Here is a 20,895-nt window from a genome sequence, read left to right as displayed (position 1 = left end):
ATGAACAGTTTAGGTGTGATTGAAACTCGAGGGTTGACTGCAGCCATTCAGGCAGCTGATGCCGCTTGTAAAGCAGCAAACGTGGAAATTATCGGGTACCGAAAAGTGGGTTCTGGGTTGGTATCCGTCTGTTTTCAAGGTGAGATCAGTGCTGTTAAAACAGCGATTGATCATGGTGTTGATGTCGTGAGCCAAAAAGAGTTGGTTATCGGATCATTAGTGATCGCAAGACCAGAGCTAAGTGTTATTACTAAATTACTGACAGTAAAAAGTAAGAAAAAAGCGCTCGCCGTTGCTGAAATAACGCAAGAGACTGCTCTTGAAACAGTCGTTGAAACAATGGCTGAAAAAATAGCTGAAACAAGAGTTGAAGCCCCTGTTAAAAACGAAGTTGAAAACCCTGAAGCTACAAAAGCAGTTGTAGATTTACAGGTTCAAAAGATTGCCTCTGAAACTAAGGCCGCTACAGATAAAGCTCAAAGCAGTAAAAAAGAGATCAAACCAGAAAGCCGCAAAGGTAAAAAATAATGATTAATCAACAACTCATGGGAAAAATTCTCTCTCGCTTACCCGCACATGGCGTAATGTTGGGAGAGACGCAAGGAATGGCTATCCCTGTTGGTATTTCTAATCGTCATGTGCATCTTTCACAGCAAGATGTTGAAGTCTTATTTGGCAAAGGTTATCAACTCACCCCGTTTAAAGATCTTAAACAACCGGGTCAGTTTGCAGCAAAAGAGTGTGTGATTGTTGTGGGATCTAAAGGCTCGATCAGTAAAGTTCGTGTTTTAGGGCCAGTTCGTCCCCAAAGCCAATTAGAAATTTCAAAAGCTGACTGTTTTGCATTAGGTGTAAAAGCGCCAGTACGTGAATCGGGTGATTTAGCCGGTTCTGGCAATGCTGTTTTAATGGGACCTGCGGGTCATGTTGAATTAAAAGAGCAAGTGATTTGTGCTCAACGCCATATTCATATGAGTGAAATTGACGCCAGAATGTTAAACGTCACTAATGGTCAAAAAGTGCATGTCAAAACAGAAGGCGAGCGTAGCCTGGTTTTTGATGAGGTCGTTGTTCGAGTCAGTGAGAAATTTGCTTTGGAATTTCATATAGATACTGATGAGGCGAATGCAGCAGGACTTCGTAACAACGATAGCGTATTTATTGTCAGCTAAGGCAATGAGGTGACGTAATGGACAATCAGTTAATTGAAAGGATAGTCGCTGAAATAGAAAAAAGAATGAAAAAGTCAGTGTTGTTAGCGCTTACACCTGCACCGGGATACCAAGATGAAATCTGTCAGCGTATCAACACGTTTTCTCATATCCGATTTTCTCTTTTTGTTACGACACAGGCACAAGTCAGCCATGATTTGTCGAAATGGCGTCATCTAGGAGAAATGCATAACGCGAGTGAGTTCGATTGCCAGCAGTTATCGACTTATCACGCACTGTTTGTTCCTTATTTTGATAAAAAGCTGGTGGGTGAAATTATTAATGGGCTATTTATCAGTGAAGAAGGGAAGTTAATTCATTCTGCACTCGCTCAAAATATTCCTGTTATCGCATTACCTTATTTTTGCCAACCAGAAAGTGAATTAAATGAAATTTTAGGTTTAAATAAAAATAAAGAGTACAACCTGCTTATTCAGGAAAATATTAGTCGATTAAAATCAATGGGTATTATGTTTCATCCTATAAATGATGTTGAAGCTAATTTAATAAACCATGATATTAGTTATCAAGCTAAACCTGAATATAAACCTGAAATTAAACAAGAGAATAATAATCGCTATATTACTTTAAATGAAGTAATGAATAAACCTGGAGAATATCATTTATCGAAAGATAAATTGACGGATTCTGCTATTGAATATTTAAAAAGTTTGAAAAATTAATCTTAAATTATATCTGATAACTCAGGAGTCTTATTATGTCACCAAAAGCTAAATCATGGCTTTGGATGCTGGCGGTTATTATTTCAGAAACCTCAGCAACCTCTACCTTAAAAATGTTTGATAATAGTGAAGGTACAACTAAAACATTATTATTAGGCTTAATTGTTGTTCTTTATGTTATTTGTTATTACTCGTTATCGCGTGCAGTAAAAAATATTCCAGTTGGTTTAGCTTATGCGACGTGGTCTGGTACTGGTATTTTAGTGGTTTCTTCTTTAGGTATGTTATTTTATGGTCAACATCCTGATACTGCGGCAATAATAGGTATGGCAGTGATTGCCAGTGGTATTGTGATTATGAATCTCTTCTCCAAAATGGGATCAGAAGAAGAGGAAGAAGAGACAACTGAAACTCCTAATATTAAACAGGCAGCATCGCCAGTTAATAAATAAATCTATTTCTTAATAAATCTAATTTTTAATAAGACTTATCTTTGATAAATAAGAGTTTTGTTAAAATAAATAAGGATAACAATTATGTTTACCGGATTCTTATGGCTGGCGCTGTCTATCGGTTCTGAAATCACCGGCACGTCGATGATCAAAAAGACCAATGGCTTTAGTAAATTAGCTCCTTCTGTTTTAGTGATTGCTGCTTACTGTATTTGTTATTTCGCTTTAACGCGTGCAATGGGATATATTCCTGTTGGTGTAGCGTATTCACTATGGTGTGGGTTTGGTATTGTGGGGGTGACTTTAGTTGCCATGATTCTATATAAACAAAAACCAGACTTACCCGCTATATTTTCAATGGCATTAATTATCTCTGGCGGGATAATTATGAATACATTCTCTACGATGTAAGCTAACTTTATAAATTAGATAGTGATTTTACCTTTTTAACTTAAATGCCGATATGTGATTAAACTGTATCGGTATTTTAATTTGTTTTTTATAAAGTTTATAAAGGTGTTTTTTTTATATATCAAATCGTTCTCTAATAAGATAATACAGTTTTATATTTAAGGGAATAGATATGATATTATCACCAGTTAATTCAATAAGTGTACCTATTACAAATTCATTAGGATCAAGTGGAGAGGTGAAAAATAGTACTCGGGACAATATAATAAGTATTAAAAATAGCCATAATGAAATTAATCCAATACTGTTTCCTAAACCACCAGCAGATTCATCAATATATAAATTATCAAATACGACTTATAGTCTTCCTACTGACTTGTCACCTAAAACACGAATAGTAGATAATAGATTACTTTCTAGACGAAAAATTAATCATGTAGATATGTCAAAGTTAAATTTGTCTCGATCTAATGAAGAAGTAAAGTTGCATAATGAGAGAGAGAATTTTTTAGTTGCAGTTAAAAAATGTACTGGCACAGATAAGTATAATGAAAAAGCTGAACAGTTATTTAATAACTTAAATGGTTTAAAATATAGTTCCGCTGATTATCAATCGGTTGAAAATTCTAGATATAGTCAGGAATTAACGTATCGTACAGATACTTTAATAAAATCAGGCGATGTATCATTGCCAGCGAATAATGTTAGTTCTTATAATTCTTCTAATATAACTATTGCATCTCAATACCCATTAAATAATAAAGAGAGTTTAAAAAATTATTTTAATATGCTATTTGATAATAACATAAATACAGTTTATATTTTAGCTTCGAATGATGATATCAAAAAAGATCTCTCAAAACCGGGTGGTGAATATAATAAAAGTGATTTTGAAAAAGAAGGTTTTAAATATTTTAGAGAAGATTTGAATTTAGATGATATAAACTCTAGTCATATTGAAAAGTGGTTTTTAAGTAAAAAAAATGGAGCATGTTTAGATTGTAAAACATACACTAAATTAGTCACTAAAGAAAACAGTAATGAAAATAGAATAATAAAATTTGTCCATATTTATGATTGGGCTGATCATACAGGAATAGATGCGAAAAAATTAAAAAATACAATTAATGTTATTGGCGATAAATTAAAAATAAACCCAACAAAAGAAAATATAGCGGTTCATTGCCTTGCTGGATTAGGAAGAACAGGGGAATTTATTGCTTTAATGGAGATGATGAAAGCAGAACAATCTGGGAATAAAGAAGGAAAAAGTTTAGAAAGTATTATCTCTTATTTAAGAGAAAAACGCAGTGTCCGAGCGCTTTATCAGCCTGAGCAAATTGCTGAACTATTGAAATATGCAATAAATAATAATATACCGCTACTTAATGATGATATTAAAATAAAACAACATTTGTTTAAATAGCTATAAACAATCCCCATTGCATTCACAATGGGGATTATTTTTACGACATTACTATTTATTATTATCTGGCTTACAACTCACCCACTTGCTGTAACTGTTTTTGACGTTCTGTTTGGGCGCTGATTTGATGGTTTCGCGCTAAAAAGCTGTATATTGTTGGCAATACAAACAAGGTAAACAATGTGCCAACTAACATTCCTGAGACGATAATTAGCCCTAATCCATAGCGGCTATTTGCCCCAGCACCACTAGCGAATAACAGTGGGATAAGCCCAATCACCATTGCCGCCGTGGTCATTAACACAGGGCGTAAGCGGATTTTTGCTGCTTCAATAATGGCATCACGTCGGTTTAGGTTTTTATGAACTTGCAATTCATTAGCAAATTCCACCATTAAAATACCGTGCTTACTGATAAGTCCAATCAGGGTGACTAAACCAATTTGAGTGTAGATATTTAATGTCACTATACCTAAAGCTAATGGCACTAATGCACCACAAATCGATAACGGAACCGTAATCAAAATAATCAATGGATCAACCAAGCTTTCATACTGTGCGGCTAACACTAAATAGATAATGATAAGCGCCGCAATAAAAGCGAAGACTAAGGTATTTCCTTCTTGGGTAAATTGGCGAGAATCAGATTGCCAGTCATGGCTAAAGCCCGCAGGTAATGAATCTGCTACGTTTTCTAAAAAGGCGACTGCTTGCCCTATTGTGATATCCGGTGCGGGGATCGCTTGGAAAATTGCTGCATTTTGTTGATTAAATTGCGTGAGCTTATTAGGCTCAACTTGTGTCGTAATATTTACCACTGTCGATAATGGAATTAACACATTATCTTGAGTACGAATATAGTGCCCAGCAAGTGCTGCTGGCGTTAAACGTTGGTGACGTACACTTTGCGGGATCACATCATAAGATCGACCATCCATACCAAAGCGGTTGATATAATGTTCACCGACTAACAGAGACAGTGATTCACCAATATCCTGCATACGAATACCTAAACTATTGGCTTTTGCTCTATCTATTGCAACTTGAACGACAGGGTTGTTGTAGTCTAAATCGCTATCCACCACGACAAATAGACCGCTTTCTCTGGCTTGTTGTTTGATTTGTTCCATTGTTTCAAATAAAACGGGATAACCTAATGGGCTGCGTAATACCATTTGCACAGGTAATCCCCCCACCGAACCGGGCAAAGAAGCTAATTGGAAAGCAAAAATACTGGTTCCTTCAATATGACTTACGCGGTTTTGCAAGTCAGCTTGGATTTGATCTGCATTGCGGTCACGTAAATCCCAACCATCAAAGTTGATCCCACCAAAGCTTGCCGAAGGGCCATCTGTGCCATTAATTATCCATGTGCTATCTGTTTCAGGCAGACTCATATAAATTTCATCAAGCTTCTGATTAAAACGTTCTGCATAGGCTAAATTTGCATGTTGTGGTGCTTTTACGGCGGTTAAGACGCTCGCCTGATCTTCTGAAGGCGCTAATTCTTGTTTTGTCTGGCTATATAAAAACGGCAAGCTGACAAATACGGCTAAGGCGAAAACGAGGGTTAACCAGCGGTTAGCTAAAGAAAAATTGAGTACGTAACCATAATAATGAGCCAATTTATCAAAGACATACTCGGCAATTTTTGCCATTTTGCCTTCATTTTCTTTTGGTTTTAACATTAATGAGCTCATCACGGGTGATAAGGTTAATGCCACAATACCGGATACAATCACACTACCTGCCAGTGTTATCGCAAATTCTTTAAATAGTGCGCCAGTTAAACCTGCCATTAAACCAATAGGCGCATAAACTGCGGCTAATGTAATGGTCATTGCAATAACAGGGCCTGCAACTTCTCTTGCACCCACTAGCGCCGCTTGAACCGGTGATAGTCCTTCTTCAATATGGCGATGCACATTTTCAACAACCACTATCGCATCATCCACGACTAACCCAATGGCTAAAACCATTGCCAATAAAGTCAGTAAGTTAATGCTAAAGCCAAAGGCAAGCATTAATCCTGCTGCACCCAGCATAGATAACGGAATGGCAAGTACAGGAATAAGAACAGAGCGAAATGAGCCTAAACAGAGATAAATAACAGCAATAACAATTAAAATTGCTTCAATTAATGTTTGTACTACTTGGTCAATAGAGGCTTTGATAAAACGTGAAGTTTCAAAAGCAAGTTCCACTTCAACACTTGGAGGTAAGGTTTTTTCAATATCAGCGAGATTTTCACGAATACCATCAACAATAACGAGAGGGTTGCCTGTTGGTGTGGGAAATAGACCTAAAAATACCGCTTTTTTGCCATTCATAATACCACTGGTTTCGGTGGCCGCCGCACCAAGCTCCACTGTGCCAATATCACGTAAACGCACCAGACTATTGCCATCATTACTAATCACCATATCTTTAAATTCTTCGACATTAGTGAGATCAGTATTGACATAAACGTTGGCAATCACAAACTCACCCTCGACTTTACCCGCAGCGGCTTGATAGTTATTACGACGAACAGCCTCTGCCACATCGCTGGCTGTTAAATTGCGTCCTGCTAGTCGATCAGCATCTAACCATAAGCGCATTGCCAGTTGTTGACCGCCAAATACTTGAACTTTAGCCACACCATTAATAGATGAAAAGATGGGTTCAACAACACGAGAAAGATAGTCGGTTAGTTCAGGAATAGAGAGCTGTTCACTAGAAAAACCAACATATGCAACGGCTGTTGATTCACCAGATGAAAGCTCGATAACGGGATCATAAGCTTGCTCAGGTAGCTTATAGCGCACTTGATTCACCTTTGCCATCACTTGCGTTAAAGCTTGAGTAGGGTCACGGTTTAGCTCCATTCTCACCGTGACTAAGCTTTTCCCTTGTACCGAAGAAGATGAAATATAATCCACGCCCTCAACAGAGGAAACGGCTTGTGTGATCGGTTGTGTCACAAATCCTTGCATTAATTCAGATGAAGCGCCGGGATAATCCGTTGCTATCGTGATCGTTGAATTTTGCAACATCGGATATTGGCGAATGGGCAATTTACTGAACGCAAATGCGCCCAGTAAAAAAATCAGCGTGCTAACAACTAACGCCAAAACAGGGCGCCGAACAAAAATATCGGTAAATTTCATTATTAGCTCCCGTTATGGTTTTGTTGTTGCTGATTGAGCCAACGCCAATGTATCTTGCTCAATGGGTTCAATTGCTATCCCATCACTTAATTTAATTTGGCCTGATGAAACAATTTGATCTCCAAGGGCTAAACCCTCTTTTATTTCAATCATGCCGTTGTAGCGCAATCCAACTTTCACAGAGACACGCTTAGCGATAAGGTTTTTTTGATTGTCAGATTGCGCTACAAACACGGTATCTCCATAAGCAGTATAAGTGACTGCCGTTTCTGGTACGGTTAATACCATAGGACTATCAGGAGAAGTAACTTGAACACGAGCAAACATGCCCGCTTTTAATTTATTGTCAGTATTCGGTAAAACAGCCTGTATTTGCACTGTACGAGAAGGGCCAATAAGAGGATCAATCGCATTTATTGAACCCGTAAAAATAATATCTGGGTAAGCATCGACTTCGATATTGATTGGCTGTTTGGTTGAAATTTTCGGTGCAGCTTGTTCATCAAGGGAGAAATTGAGCTTTAAATGGCTTGCATCAACGAGTGAGGCAACACGTTCACCCGCATTAAGATATTGCCCTTCATGGACAAGTTTTATTCCAACAATACCGTCAAAGGGTGCTTTAATTGCTTTTTGTGCAATCCGCGCTTTCACTTCACGAATGGAGGCCACAATCATATCGCGTTCTGATAACGTGCTATCTAATTGCGCTGTTGCCACCATATTTTTACTATAAAGCTGTCTGGTTCGAGAATAGAGTTTTTCTGCGTTGGTTAATTGCGCTTGTAAACGTAATAACTCGGCTTGTTCAGGTTCATCATTTAATTTCGCTAAAACTTGACCCGCTTTAACAGTTTGCCCCGACTCAAAATTAATCACAGCAATTCGACCATTGGTTTCAGCAGCTAAATAAACTTGGCGCGCAGCTTCTAATTCTCCAACCCCTTGCATATTGTTGGGTAATTTTGATGATTGTACGGTTGCTAATGCCACTTTTGTTGGAGGGTAAGCAAATTGCTGCGTTTCCTCATCATTTGATGAAGTTGTCGCGTAGACCATCGCGCCTGCACTGAGCAAAAAAAGCGAGGCACAGACGGTAAAAGTGAGTTTTTTATTCATATTATTGCCTATCCCATGATGAGCATTTTTCTATTTTTATTGATTGAATTGTTGCCACAGTGCTTTGAAATAACGGTTATTTGCCGTTGCTATAAATCATTTCTCAACGATCTTAAACATAGAAGTCAGTATTCCACTGGCTTGACTTAATTTGAGGAGAGGACTATAAAACCTCAAGTTAAGTTGAGGTCAAGAGGAAAAGTTAAAAATGAAAAAAGAAAAAATAGATTTCAATAGAGCACTTACTGTTGGTGAGGTAGCAAAACGAAGTGGTGTTGCAATTTCAACGTTACATTTTTATGAAGAAAAAGGATTGATAGAAAGCTATCGAAGCGCAGGTAATCAACGTCGTTACCCTCCAGTTGTATTGCGTTATGTGGCAATTATCAAAGCGGCGCAGAGTACAGGTATTCCACTAAAAGAAATTCAGGAAATACTAGGAAAATATCCACCAAATAGTAAATTGACCGCAGAACAATGGCACGAAATATCAACGGATTGGAAAGTGCGATTAGATGAAAGAATTCACCGCCTTAAGCGACTACGTAACGGACTTGATCACTGCATTGGCTGTGGTTGTTTATCGCTAAGTGATTGCCCATTACGTAATCCAGATGACATTTTAGGTGAGAAAGGTGCAGGAGCTCAGATCCTATAATTAACGTTAAAATGAAAACGAAGCGCTATCAGGTTTAAAGAAGCTATCATAATCGTCTTGGTTATCGTTCATTCCTAATAAGTCGAGTGTAAATTGGTGATAAAAACCTTGGTAAGAAAGAAGTGAAATTAACGCCTGATTAATGACCTCTTTATTATCACTATTTTCTAATTCACTTTCTTGGTGAGCATACATTAATAGCGCAACTTGACGTTTTTCTTTTAAGGTTTGATTGCCTTCATTTTTAACATCAAATTGATTTAATAACGCTAAGATATCTTTGACTGTATTCACGTTGGCCGTTTTTAAATTTTGGTAAAAAGTAGGATTTAGTGTCGCCATTAAAGGATCTAATTCCTTATTTACGATACTTTTTGATGCAGGAAAATGAGGCTGTGGTTCATATAAAGTCTGTGTTTTCAAAGCATCAATCTTCATTATTGCCCCCACTGGATGTTTCTATTTGAGGATGCATATCATCCGATATATCAAACGTATTAATAAATTTCAGCAGAGCCTCTTTAATTTCTTGAGTAAATGTTGCTTGATAAGATTCAGAAAAAGGTTGGTGAAATTGTGCTTTTAAATCATTGAGTAACAGTGCAGGATCAAAAAAAGTCACTTGATCACCAGCATGAATAGCAATGACCTTGTTGTCATGAGATACCAATTCAATATTGATATTATTGAGTTCTTTCTCAAGATATGGACGTAGCGTTGCAGGAATATCTAGCGTAATTTTTTTCTCTGAAGGTGTTGCTGAAATTAAACGACGTGTGAGTTCAACTTGTATTTCTGGTGAGTCAAAAAATTGAGCAATAGTTGCGGTTATTTGCTCTCTTTGTTGAAATTCATAGTGTGCCAGTTGCTCTTGATATTGAATTGAGAATTTTAATATATCCCCTAATAATGCTTGTAATCCTTTACTATAAGCTTGGTTTGCTATCTCCTTATTATGCGCATCTAATTTATCATTAAAATCTCGGAGCATTTTTTTTGTCGCGTGTTTGGCCGCTAATCCAGCTTTATAAATATTATCAAGCTGTCGAACATAGCGAGCCCGTATTAATACACCTTCACGAGTGTATGTTAAAAGATCTTTAGACAGCGAGCGCAGCATAATCTAATACCAAAAGAAAAAGTGAACGGGATAAAAAGAGTGACTGAGGAAGTTCAACCAGTGATGATTGTGGTGCAAAAAGCAATGTAAAACGTTGAGCCAGTGCGGTTGAAATTGACTGAATAAAATCAAGCAGTAATTGATAACCAACACTAATTGGATCACTCACTTTAAGTGAAAGCACACTATTTTTATTTCCGTTTAAAACAGGATAAAGAGATAAGAATGCTTTTAATGGTGGATCTAAACGATAGTAATTTCCCGATAATAAAAGTGTTTCTCGAGAATAAAAATAGCCTAAGAATAAAGCACAACGAGGAAGTAATGCCCAATGGGTAAAAATCTTTTCTACGATAATATCAATGTCACAATCTAGTTGATTAATAAGTTGATATCGTTGAATTAATTGGCGATTGGCTAATTTTTGCCATATCGCACTTTCTTCTTTTGAGGCTAATACAGAATAATTAGCATGAATATAACTAAGGGGTTCATACATTACCTTAGATATCGTTTCAAATTGTTCAGGAGTTAGATTCATTATCACTCTCTATCTTCTGTATTTTTTTACGTCGATACATTACTAATGCAATCACAATGACAGCGGCAATAATCACTAATAATAAGCAGGGGAATAACCAAGAGCTAAAAGATGAATTAGGATCATCTTGATGTAATTGGTTGTTTATTAACGTGAATTTATTGATATTTCGTGGATATAGCAAAACGGTAATATTATTCTCATCCATATCGCTAAAAGCATTATGAATGAAAGCACGAACATCTTCGCTTAATTGGTCATTATCTAGCATACCCTCTTCATAAAAAACTAAAGCTGAAGAATGAGGTGTTGGAATAACACGTTCTGTGAGGGATATTGGATAACTCACATGTACCCTAGCATCAATAACATGGTCAATTGTAAGTAATGATTGTTCTAATCGCTGCTCAATAGCTGAAATTAAACGGGCTTTTTCTGCTTGAGGCGACGATACCAATGCGTCTGATGGAAATAATTGAGTAACCTCAATACGGGAGAGTGTGGGTAATTGATATTCTTCTAAGATCTGAATAGCAATTCCCATATCTTCTTTTTTGACCGAAACATCAAATAACCCTTTTCCTAATGCTTTACGAGTACTGGTTATTTGGTGTTTTTGTAAAACAGCTTGAATTTCCGTTGCCTGTCTTTGATCCAAATTAGTGAGTAGAGATTGATCTTTACAGCCACTTAATAATGGAAACAGGCAACATAATAATGCCAAAAACAAATATCGCATTTTCATTACTATTGTGCCTTGAGTAATGTTTCAACAATATTCAGTGATTTTCTGGCTAACGTGCTCGCTAAATTCATTGTAATTGTATAGTCATTAAGTGTTGTTTGTAGTTGTGTGTAACTTTGAACATCACTTAATTGGCTTAATGTTGTTAGCTTTTCTTGGATCTGTTTTTCATATTGAAAACCACTTGTGATGCTGTTTACCATTATTGAGGATAAATTATCATCACTTGTGCTTTTATCGTTTGGTAATGTAGCCAAATGAACAGGAACAACTGGGGTAATCGCCATATACAGCCTCCATTAAATAAAAACTAACGCATATTCCCGATAATGCTCATTGCCAAATCTTTCACAACTTTAATCGACGTTGATTCTGCATTACGCGTAATATTATATTCAGCAAGCTTTGCTTGGTAATCGGCTAAGGCCGCAGCATTTGATGTATCTGTTTTTAATGCATTTAATGCAATTTTTAATGCCTCACTTTGTTTTTGTACAGGCTCTTGAAAATAACTATCAACTTGGTTAATAGTGCTGACATCATCGGCAACAGAATAAGCTGGCATAATAGTATTCCTCTAAGATTGATTCTAAATTATCGGTTATAAATATCGTTATTATCCTTGAGGAAAATAACGATGTTGGTTATCAAGAAAGATATATCCATGATCTTCTTGTAATGTTGCTTTATTTTTCAACATAGGATTGCTTATATTTTCACGGTAAAAAATAAATTTTCTGCCAAAAATAGCCGTTTGTTTTTTGATATAAGTATCCAGTTTTTCTTTGTTACTGATATTTAATGCATCATCAAAAATAAAGGTTAATCCGTTATTTTTTTCTTCAATGGTATAACCTATTGTTTTAGTTAGCTCAAATTCATTTATATCATTAATAATGTTGGGTATTGATATTCCTTTAATGGTTGGCTGGCAATTTTTTGAAAAATCAGAATTGATATTATTGATTATTTTTAATTTTTCAGTTTCATTATGATAAAAAAAACTAACAATAGGTTTGAATTTATCTTTAAAAATTATATGTATTTTTTGATGATTATTACCGGTAGATAAGTTTTTTATTTTTTCCAGATAGATAATTTTATTTTCTAATGTGTTTTCTATTTTTGACGTCGGGTATAAATTATCATAAATGCAATAATACCCATTTTTTCCTTGATATCCTTTAAAATTTAAACTTTTTGATAAAGTTGGAATGATTTTTTCTTCTACCGGTCTCTTTATATAAAAAACTAATGCTATAAAGAATAGCGTTATTAATATTAATAATAAAAGGATTTTTTTATTTATGATGCCTGTTTTTTTCTTTTTTTTAAAATCAAATGATGCGAAAGATAAATCATTTTTATCACTAATAAAAAAGATAGGCGTATCATTGCTATATATTGGACTATCGACTTTCAACGAATATTCTTTATCGATTTCTTTTTGTATTAAGCTACTTTCAATTCTATATTTATTATTTTCACTATTATCTTCATCAAGTATAATAGCGAGCTTTTTCTCATCTTCCTGTTTATCACAAGGGATATAAAGTATGGTTTTATCATTTTCTTCTTTATTTTCAATGTATTCTTTATTATATAAGAATAATGAATAGCGATTGGGTGGTAGAGGAATGATTGTTCCTTTTAATGGGCCACTGAGGATGTAAATATAATAAAGCATGGATTTAGCCTAATGATAAATTGTTATTAATTCATAATATAAATATAGTTTAGCCAAACGAGCATAAAAATTCTTTTAAAAAAAAGCACATGTTTTTTATTTGATAGTGGTATTGATATTTTACTATCACTTTTTTTAAATAATAAACAGAAAAAATTTGTTATTCATCTTTATAGTTAATAATAGGTGATATTATTGTAAGATTATATAAAGTAAAACCATAAAAATGAGTTAGCTAAAAGTTTATTATCTTTAATTTTTTAAATTTACGATAAGTATAAGTCGAGGTATTTGCTATGTTAATAAATGATATAAAAATAAGTGGCGATAAAAATATATTGCTGGGGAATTCATTGTTCTTTTGCATTCCTTTAAATAATGATTTCCCAGTAAAAATATATGATGAAAAAACGACTAAAATTATAAAAGGAAAGGCTTTTATTTATAATGCAAAAAATGAAGATGTTATTTTTCAATCTGAAAATCAGTCATGGAAAATTGAGAAATGTTCATTTTTTATTTGTGCGAGGTTATTGGCGTTTATTGATTATGCTCGTGATTTTTCAAAAATGACAGCAATAGGATCTGAATTTGATATTAATCAACAGATTTTTTATATAGAAGATACTAATAAATCTCTAGAATACGTATTAATAAATGAAGCAATAAAAACAGAAAGTCAATTAGAGCCTTTATTTGTCACGATAAGACACAGTGAAAGTTATTGGCTTATTTTGCATCTCATTAGCTATTTAGATGAGAAGAAAAGTAATATTGCACAAATCGGAGAGCGATATGGAGTATCAGGTACACATTTTAGACGACTATGTAAACGTTATTTAGGTAATTGTGGAAAAAGTCAATTGCGTTCATGGCGTGCAGCATCTTCAATTTTAACCACGCTATCAACCGATGAATCATTGACACAAATTGCAGTCGATAATGGGTTTAGTTCAGCGTCTCATTTCTCTAATGAAATTAAGACATTATTTGGTATTACGCCAACAGAATTTCGCCGAATTGGTCAGCATCTTTATGAAAATAAAAAATAAGATTTATTGTGCTATTGGGCTAGCACTTTGCTGCAGTTTGTCTTTTCAAACTCAAGCAGCGCAAGGAAAAGTTATTTATACACATCAGGTGAAAAAACCTGATGTTTTTATTGCGGTTGATACGCGAGTAGAACAATTCTTTCTTGTGTTATCAGATAAACTAAATAAACCTTTTATTCTGAGTAATGCGGTAAAAAAGGAAAGAGTAACTGGAAATTTTGATATTTCCTCACCAGAAGAAGCATTTGAATTGATGATAAAACGCTTGTCATTACTCTATTTTAATGATGGAAAATCAATTTATATTTATGAGAACAGTGAGATCCTGCAAGAGCTATTTCAGGTACAAAATATAGGTTTAATCGAGCTAAAAGAATATTTACAAGATGTGGGATTATATGATCCTCGTTATCCACTGCGAGCAGGTCGTGATCAACGCACTTTTTATATTTCTGGTCCCCCTGTCTATATTCGGTTGGTTAAAGCGGCGGCTGAATTTTTAGATAATGATGTGCAAAAGCAAATTAATGAAAATATAAATAATCAAGTACCAACGGGAAGTTCTCGTTATGGTGATGAGTTTGTACAAATATTTCCATTAAAAAACACTTTTGTACAAGACCGAGCTTACACTTTACGTGATGAAAAAATTGTTTTACCTGGTATCACTTCTGTTTTACAGCAACTATTTATGTCTTCTGAGGGAATCAAAAGAACAGCAATAGAGCCTAGCCGTAATATAGAAAATGACAATGCACAGCAAGATGATGAAACGATAAATAGCATTCAAGAAGCTAATGCTCCTATTATGACCAAAATGGGACAATACAATGTCGAATTAGTCCCTTTACCGGGCTCAAATAGTCTTTTAGTTAAAACGAGCAGAAGGCTTAGCGCTGATTGGTTCGCTGATTACTCAATTAGATAAACCGAAAAGGCAAGTTGAACTGTCACTATGGATAATCGATATTTCTAAAAATAAAGCCGATAGTTTAGGGGTTAATTGGCAGGCGAGTTATGGCTCGAGTAAAGGTACTTTCTTTTTTAATACGGCAAGTTTAAGTGCAGCATCTGGTTTGAGTTTCTTAGGAAAAATCAAAGCATTGAGTGAAGATGGTGAAGCACAAATGGTGTCTCGTCCTATTTTATTAACTCAAGAAAATACACCTGCTATTTTTGATAACAACACCACTTTTTATACACAAATAAAAGGCGAACGCGTTGCTTCATTAGAATCAACAACGTTTGGTACGATGATCAGTGTATTACCTCGCATTGGTAATTTGAATAAAGATATTGAGATGATCATTAATCTTGAAGATGGTGCTGAGAAAAAAGATGAGAATGGTGATGATGAAAGTGTTGAAAAATTACCGGTTATAAACCGTACAAACATTAGTACTGTTGCCCGTGTTTCTGAAGGTGGAAGTTTATTAATTGGTGGATATACACGCGAAGATAATGTGAAAGCTGAGAATAGCGTTCCTTTTTTAAGCACTATTCCTTTAATTGGCCGAGCATTTAGTTATCAATCTGAGAATAACAAAAAAATGATCCGTATTTTTATGTTGCAACCTCGATTATTAGAAAATTCGGATACTGAAGATTTTGGATCTTTAATTGAAAATCCATTTCAACCGATTGATAAAAAAACATCTCAAGCATTAAAACAACTTCAAGCCTTTATGAGGTAGCACTATGATCGGGCCAATTAATACCTCTACTTCCACAAATTTAGCAAACAACAGTATTGGTAAAAAAAGCCAACAAGAAACAGAATATAAACAACCAAAAATAAATGAAAGTCAAAACTATCAAAATCAATTAATAGAGATATCTGATGATATGTCTATGGTTGCAACACTGTTTTCTCAACGCTTTGGTCAATCATTAGATAAAAAAGCAAATAGAGGGCAAAGCACATTATATATTGCAGAAGAGGGGGCTGATAAGAAACTCGATAAAGTCATGATGTTATTTAGAAAATCAGGGCGAAGTTTGCAAGAATTGCTCAGTTATTTACGTAAAATGTTCCCTGATGAAAGTGATCTCGTGATGGTTTTACGAGAATTACTTAGAAAAAAAAAGTTAGGTGCACAATTAGATGCAGGTATTGAGAATGAGATAAACCGTTTACTTGAGGGGGAGAATGGAAAGCAAATTAGAGCTGGTATTAATATTGCGCTTCAGGCTAAAACATTTGCAAAGTTACTTTCTCTCAATGCTCAGACATTAAGAGATCTTTATCGTAGTTTTATTAACCTTGATTTTGAACCTATTTATTTTTTTAAGATGTGGGTAGAAGAGTATGACATTAAACAATGCACAATTATTTTGAGTTTTTTAACACAAAGCTTGATTTGTGATATGCAATCATTAATGCCCAGTTGTTCTCAAAGTTCAGAGTTTGGTTATTTTCTAGACCGTGTTAATAAGTTACGGACTTTATGTAGCTTTATCGAAATCAATATAGAAAAACTAGAAAAACAAGATTTAAAAAATACAATAACAGATAAAGAGCTGTATCAATTGGTTTTTCATGGAATGACATTTCCAGAAGAAATGGAAAAATATTTAATATCTCTTTTAGAAAATAAATGGATAGATTATTTAGTTAATATAAAAATGAAATTATTACAAGGAATAAAAACGATATTTAATAACTATCCAGAGTCATTATATTTATCTTATGAATTTAGAGATGAATGCCAAATAATCATACAAAAACTTATAGATAATTACCTTCGATTAGAACAATATCAACAGAGAAAATAAACAAAAAATAATTTATGGATAATTTCTATGATTTATAGATTCCTATTGGCAATAAAAAATAGACCAGAACTAATCGTATTATCGGTTATGATTTTGGTTATTATGATGTTAATTATACCTTTGCCAACATATATTGTGGATTTCCTTATTGGATTGAATATTACTATTTCTCTTCTTATTTTTATGAGTTCATTTTATATTACTCGAATATTGAACTTCATGACCTTTCCAGCATTATTACTGATTACGACACTTTTTCGTCTTGCTCTTTCTATTAGTACAAGTCGATTAATCTTATTGGATGCGGATGCTGGTGAAATTATTACTTCATTTGGTGAGTTTGTTATTGGTGAAAATTTAGTGGTAGGTTTTGTTGTTTTCTCAATTGTGACTATTGTGCAATTTTTGGTAATTACTAAAGGTTCTGAACGTGTTGCAGAAGTTGCGGCGCGTTTTTCTTTGGATGGTATGCCCGGAAAACAAATGAGTATTGATGCTGATTTAAAATCTGGGATCATTACTAATGAAGAAGTGAAAATAAGAAGAAAAGAATTAGGTCAAGAAAGTCAATTATATGGCTCCTTCGATGGTGCAATGAAATTTATTAAAGGCGATGCAATTGCGGGCATTGTCATTATTTTTGTTAACTTAATTGGGGGAATTTCTGTCGGTATGGCGCAAATGGATCTCTCAATTTCACAAGCGTTACATACTTATACACTTTTGACCATTGGTGATGGGCTTGTTGCTCAAATTCCTGCATTGCTGATTTCTATCAGTGCGGGTTTTATTGTTACGCGCGTTGGTGGTGAAAATAATAATCTTGGTTTTAGCATAATGAATGAATTGTTAGCTCAAGATTTTGCGTTGTTAGTAACTGCAATCCTTGCCTTTGTTATTGGTTTTTTACCTGGTTTTCCAACCCCTGTTTTTCTTATTTTATCGGTAATATTAGGAGGCTATTTCTTTAAAAAACAATGGAAAAGTAAGAAAAAAGAAGCCTCTACAGAAAGTGGGGATGAAAAAAATGAATATGATGCTTCAGATCCTGATAGTAAAAAAGGCATTATTTCAAATCTATTTTCAAATAAAAATGAATCAGACGATGAAAATAGTTTATTAACTGAGAATATTACCTTATCTCAAGCAGAAACATTACCTTTAATTATTACGGTTTCCGCTAAGAAGAAAGCGTATCTTTCAAAACTAGTTTTTGAAAAATGGTTGAAAAAAGAATTTATTTTACAATACGGTGTGTTGCTTCCCGATATTGTTATTCATTATTCGGATAAAATTGATGAAAATAAAATTATTATCTTAATAAACGAAGTTAAGGCGGATGAATTTGATTGTCCTTTCCCTTTTGTTTATGTTGAAAATCCTAATGATGAACTTTTTTCTTTAGATTTTAAAATGATAGAGATTAAGGATAATGATGTTATCCATTATTGGATTAATAAGAATGATACAGATAAATTAACATCGTTAGGTTATAAAGTAGAATTGCCAGAAATCTATTTTTATAGAAAATTTTCCAACTTGATTACATTGAATATTGTTGAATTTCTTGGAATACAAGAGACAAAAAATATTCTTGATAAAATAGAGGAAAATTCACCTGAACTTTTGAAAGAGTGTTATAGACAAGTCTCTATTCAACGAATTAATGATGTTTTACAACGCCTAGTACAAGAAAAAATTCCTATTAGAAATATAAAAACAATAATAGGAGGTTTAGTACAATGGGGAAGTAGAGAAAAGGACCCTGTACTTTTAACTGAACATATTCGATCACTGCTTTCACGTTATATTAGCCACTTTTTTTCAAAAGATGGAAAATTTAATGTGATTATTTTATCTCATAATGTAGAAGAGATTATTCGTAGTGGAATAAGGCAAAGTTCTTCGGGAACATTTTTAAATTTAGAACCTGCGGAGCTTGATATGATAATAGAAAAAATATCTACTGCTATTGATGAGATTAAATATATTCAAGATTATGTGTTTTTAACAGCAATAGATATAAGGCGATTTGTTAAAAAACTAATAGAAACACAATATCCACAGTTATCTGTATTGTCTTATGATGAAATTACATCTGATATTGAAATTAACGTTTTACAATCTATTTAGGAGAGATTATGTCTTTTGATCTAGCAAGTTTAATTATGGATGCCATGAATGTAATTGGACGCAATGATTTATTCTCAGAGGGAAAATCTGTTGATAATCATTCAACAATAACAATTAGTTTAGGCGATATGCCTGATATTAATTTATTGGTTGTTGATGAGGTTCCTATGATCTGGTCTGTGCTTGGTGAATATGATGAAAATTTATTATCACAATGCAGTACATCATTATTATTAACCAGTATTAATAATCAAATGGAGAGTTTTTATCCGGGGCAGCCTGCTTTAGTGAAAGTAGAATCTGAATTAGAACTACGTGCCTCATTTATGCCCATTGCTTTACAAAATGGTGAATCAATGGCGAAAGCGATTGATGAATATTTCCAAATGATGAATAGCGTTCATCAACAGTTTATTGGGTAAAAAATGAATAACACATTTTCAATATTTCATCACGCGGCTCATCCTATGCGAATACAAGGTAATATTCTTGAAGTCATGCTACGTGATGTATTTATTGGAGAAATTTGTCTATTAAAAGATCCCATCATTAATGGTCAAATTATTGGTGAAGCGATAGTGATTGGTTTCCGTAATGGTATTACGATTTTAAGTATGATGGGAAGTTCGCAAGGTTATTCTTTGCAAATAATCGTAGTACCGACGGGAAATGCTTTTTCAGTCGCTTTAAGCCCTAATGTTTTAGGGAGTATGATTGATATTAAAGGTAACTATTTATTACGCTTTAGTAATAAAAAAATGGAAGAAGAAAACTTCTATTCATATTTACCTATTGATGGTCATCCTCCCTTATTTAGTGAAAGACGGCCTATCACTACAATTTTTGAATCAGGTGTTCGTGCAGTTGATGGATTATTAAGTTGTGGATTAGGGCAACGAATGGGAATTTTTGCCAGTGCAGGAACGGGTAAAACAATGCTTATGAATATGTTTATCCGTTTTTCTCAAGCCGATGTTTTTGTTATCGGGTTAATTGGTGAAAGAGGGCGTGAAATCACAGAGTTTGTCGAGGAATTAAAAGCAGATAAACGATGCGAAAAAACAGTATTAATTTGCTCAACTTCAGATCAACCCGCAATAGAGCGTTGTAACGCAGCATTAGTTGCCACCACAGTTGCTGAATACTTCCGAGAACAAGGCAAGAATGTCGTATTATTTATTGACTCAATGACACGTTATTGTCGAGCTTTAAGGGATGTCGCTCTTACGGCTGGCGAACTTCCTGTTCGTAAAGGTTATCCTGCTTCTGTCTTTGATAAATTACCCGCGATCCTAGAAAGACCTGGAGTGACTGAAAAAGGTTCAATCACGGCATTTTACACTGTCTTGCTTGAAAGTGATGATGAACCAGATGCCATAGGAGAAGAAATTCGTTCTATTTTAGATGGACATATCTATCTTTCACGAAAAATTGCCGCTTCGGGTCATTATCCTGCGATTGATATTTTAGGCAGTGTGAGCCGTATTTTTCAGCAAATAACCCATGTTGAGCAACAAAAAGCAGCATTGAAAATAAGACAAATATTGATGCGTTTACAGGATATTAAATTATTACAAGAGGTGGGTGAATATCGTGTAGGTGAAAATGAATTAAACGATCTTGCTGTAAATAAACAATCAGCAATAGAGGCGTTTCTTGTTCAATCCTTCAAAGAAAAAGCCGATTTTCAACAAACTTTGAACCAACTTTATGCGCTTACCTCTTAATCAACAG

23 protein-coding genes are annotated in these 20,895 nt (G+C 34.3%); 14 read left to right on the top strand and 9 right to left on the bottom strand.

Features of this window, described 5'->3' with window-relative positions; genetic code table 11:
- From ABN212_RS04220 to ABN212_RS04195, 6 genes are all read left to right on the top strand, one after another.
- Nucleotides 1-528, top strand: a complete 528-nt coding sequence (locus tag ABN212_RS04220; RefSeq protein ID WP_349442936.1) for a BMC domain-containing protein — start codon at nt 1-3, stop codon at nt 526-528.
- Nucleotides 528-1,172 carry a phosphate propanoyltransferase gene (locus tag ABN212_RS04215; RefSeq protein ID WP_198620593.1) on the top strand — a complete coding sequence of 215 codons (645 nt, stop codon included), beginning with the start codon at nt 528-530 and terminating at the stop codon, nt 1,170-1,172. Before ABN212_RS04220 ends, ABN212_RS04215 begins: the two co-directional genes overlap by 1 nt.
- A gap of 17 nt (nt 1,173-1,189) precedes the next feature.
- Nucleotides 1,190-1,894 carry a hypothetical protein gene (locus tag ABN212_RS04210; RefSeq protein WP_349442935.1) on the top strand — a complete coding sequence of 235 codons (705 nt, stop codon included), beginning with the start codon at nt 1,190-1,192 and terminating at the stop codon, nt 1,892-1,894.
- Between the two features lie 35 nt (nt 1,895-1,929).
- On the top strand, nt 1,930-2,346 hold the full coding sequence (locus ABN212_RS04205; protein WP_198620591.1) for a DMT family transporter: 417 nt from the start codon (nt 1,930-1,932) through the stop codon (nt 2,344-2,346).
- An 84-nt stretch (nt 2,347-2,430) separates the two neighbouring features.
- A complete protein-coding gene (locus ABN212_RS04200) occupies nt 2,431-2,757 on the top strand; it encodes a DMT family transporter (protein ID WP_004245856.1) in 327 nt (108 codons plus the stop codon).
- Nucleotides 2,758-2,929: 172 nt separating this feature from the next.
- A complete protein-coding gene (locus tag ABN212_RS04195; RefSeq protein WP_349442934.1) occupies nt 2,930-4,183 on the top strand; it encodes a protein-tyrosine phosphatase family protein in 1,254 nt (417 codons plus the stop codon).
- 70 nt (nt 4,184-4,253) lie between these two features.
- Here the strand turns inward: ABN212_RS04195 and ABN212_RS04190 are convergent, their stop codons facing one another.
- Both ABN212_RS04190 and ABN212_RS04185 read right to left on the bottom strand, forming a co-directional pair.
- Nucleotides 4,254-7,331, bottom strand: coding sequence for a MexW/MexI family multidrug efflux RND transporter permease subunit (locus ABN212_RS04190; RefSeq protein WP_349442933.1), 3,078 nt, complete (start codon nt 7,329-7,331; stop codon nt 4,254-4,256).
- A 12-nt stretch (nt 7,332-7,343) separates the two neighbouring features.
- Nucleotides 7,344-8,450: an efflux RND transporter periplasmic adaptor subunit gene (locus ABN212_RS04185; protein WP_196532939.1), complete on the bottom strand. Its 1,107-nt coding sequence runs from the start codon at nt 8,448-8,450 to the stop codon at nt 7,344-7,346.
- Nucleotides 8,451-8,658: 208 nt separating this feature from the next.
- On the opposite strand from ABN212_RS04185, the gene soxR reads away from it, so the two are divergent.
- On the top strand, nt 8,659-9,108 hold the full coding sequence (gene soxR / locus ABN212_RS04180; protein ID WP_196532938.1) for a redox-sensitive transcriptional activator SoxR: 450 nt from the start codon (nt 8,659-8,661) through the stop codon (nt 9,106-9,108).
- 6 nt (nt 9,109-9,114) lie between these two features.
- Here the strand turns inward: soxR and ABN212_RS04175 are convergent, their stop codons facing one another.
- Genes ABN212_RS04175 through ABN212_RS04145 form a run of 7 tightly spaced genes read right to left on the bottom strand, consistent with a single transcriptional unit; the run spans nt 9,115 to nt 13,201 of the window.
- Entirely contained in the window at nt 9,115-9,546 is a 432-nt protein-coding gene (locus tag ABN212_RS04175) for a hypothetical protein (RefSeq protein WP_198620588.1), read from the bottom strand.
- A complete protein-coding gene (locus ABN212_RS04170) occupies nt 9,536-10,228 on the bottom strand; it encodes a MoaD/ThiS family protein (protein ID WP_198626480.1) in 693 nt (230 codons plus the stop codon). The genes ABN212_RS04175 and ABN212_RS04170 overlap by 11 nt, the downstream gene beginning before the upstream one ends.
- Nucleotides 10,209-10,769: a type III secretion protein gene (locus tag ABN212_RS04165; protein ID WP_349442932.1), complete on the bottom strand. Its 561-nt coding sequence runs from the start codon at nt 10,767-10,769 to the stop codon at nt 10,209-10,211. The genes ABN212_RS04170 and ABN212_RS04165 overlap by 20 nt, the downstream gene beginning before the upstream one ends.
- Nucleotides 10,753-11,514: a type III secretion system inner membrane ring lipoprotein SctJ gene (gene sctJ, locus ABN212_RS04160; protein ID WP_349442931.1), complete on the bottom strand. Its 762-nt coding sequence runs from the start codon at nt 11,512-11,514 to the stop codon at nt 10,753-10,755. The genes ABN212_RS04165 and sctJ overlap by 17 nt, the downstream gene beginning before the upstream one ends.
- A 2-nt stretch (nt 11,515-11,516) precedes the next feature.
- On the bottom strand, nt 11,517-11,801 hold the full coding sequence (gene sctI / locus ABN212_RS04155; protein WP_151436217.1) for a type III secretion system inner rod subunit SctI: 285 nt from the start codon (nt 11,799-11,801) through the stop codon (nt 11,517-11,519).
- Between the two features lie 23 nt (nt 11,802-11,824).
- Entirely contained in the window at nt 11,825-12,079 is a 255-nt protein-coding gene (sctF, locus tag ABN212_RS04150; RefSeq protein ID WP_198620585.1) for a type III secretion system needle filament subunit SctF, read from the bottom strand.
- Between the two features lie 51 nt (nt 12,080-12,130).
- Nucleotides 12,131-13,201, bottom strand: a complete 1,071-nt coding sequence (locus tag ABN212_RS04145) for a hypothetical protein (RefSeq protein ID WP_349442930.1) — start codon at nt 13,199-13,201, stop codon at nt 12,131-12,133.
- A gap of 296 nt (nt 13,202-13,497) precedes the next feature.
- Here ABN212_RS04145 and ABN212_RS04140 point away from each other — a divergent pair, with 296 nt between their 5' ends.
- Genes ABN212_RS04140 through sctN form a run of 7 tightly spaced genes read left to right on the top strand, consistent with a single transcriptional unit; the run spans nt 13,498 to nt 20,888 of the window.
- Nucleotides 13,498-14,253 (top strand): helix-turn-helix domain-containing protein, encoded by a 756-nt coding sequence (locus tag ABN212_RS04140; RefSeq protein WP_198620583.1) that lies wholly within the window; start codon nt 13,498-13,500, stop codon nt 14,251-14,253.
- The gene (locus ABN212_RS04135; RefSeq protein WP_349442929.1) at nt 14,237-15,181 is read left to right on the top strand and encodes a hypothetical protein; all 945 of its coding nucleotides are present in this window, start codon (nt 14,237-14,239) and stop codon (nt 15,179-15,181) included. Before ABN212_RS04140 ends, ABN212_RS04135 begins: the two co-directional genes overlap by 17 nt.
- Nucleotides 15,150-15,947 carry a type III secretion system outer membrane ring subunit SctC gene (sctC, locus tag ABN212_RS04130; protein WP_349442945.1) on the top strand — a complete coding sequence of 266 codons (798 nt, stop codon included), beginning with the start codon at nt 15,150-15,152 and terminating at the stop codon, nt 15,945-15,947. The genes ABN212_RS04135 and sctC overlap by 32 nt, the downstream gene beginning before the upstream one ends.
- A 4-nt stretch (nt 15,948-15,951) precedes the next feature.
- A complete protein-coding gene (gene sctW / locus ABN212_RS04125) occupies nt 15,952-17,028 on the top strand; it encodes a type III secretion system gatekeeper subunit SctW (RefSeq protein ID WP_198620581.1) in 1,077 nt (358 codons plus the stop codon).
- Between the two features lie 27 nt (nt 17,029-17,055).
- Complete coding sequence (locus ABN212_RS04120) at nt 17,056-19,161, top strand: EscV/YscV/HrcV family type III secretion system export apparatus protein (RefSeq protein WP_349442928.1); 2,106 nt, start codon at nt 17,056-17,058, stop codon at nt 19,159-19,161.
- An 8-nt stretch (nt 19,162-19,169) separates the two neighbouring features.
- Nucleotides 19,170-19,583: a type III secretion protein gene (locus ABN212_RS04115; RefSeq protein WP_196532927.1), complete on the top strand. Its 414-nt coding sequence runs from the start codon at nt 19,170-19,172 to the stop codon at nt 19,581-19,583.
- A 3-nt stretch (nt 19,584-19,586) separates the two neighbouring features.
- On the top strand, nt 19,587-20,888 hold the full coding sequence (sctN, locus tag ABN212_RS04110; RefSeq protein WP_198620579.1) for a type III secretion system ATPase SctN: 1,302 nt from the start codon (nt 19,587-19,589) through the stop codon (nt 20,886-20,888).
- The last annotated feature ends 7 nt before the right edge of the window (nt 20,889-20,895 follow it).

The organism is Proteus genomosp. 6 (genome assembly GCF_040139785.1).
In the GTDB taxonomy this organism is placed as follows: Bacteria; Pseudomonadota; Gammaproteobacteria; order Enterobacterales; family Enterobacteriaceae; genus Proteus.
Note: the sequence above shows the minus strand (reverse complement) of the source record. Positions and strands in the feature narration are given on the sequence as shown.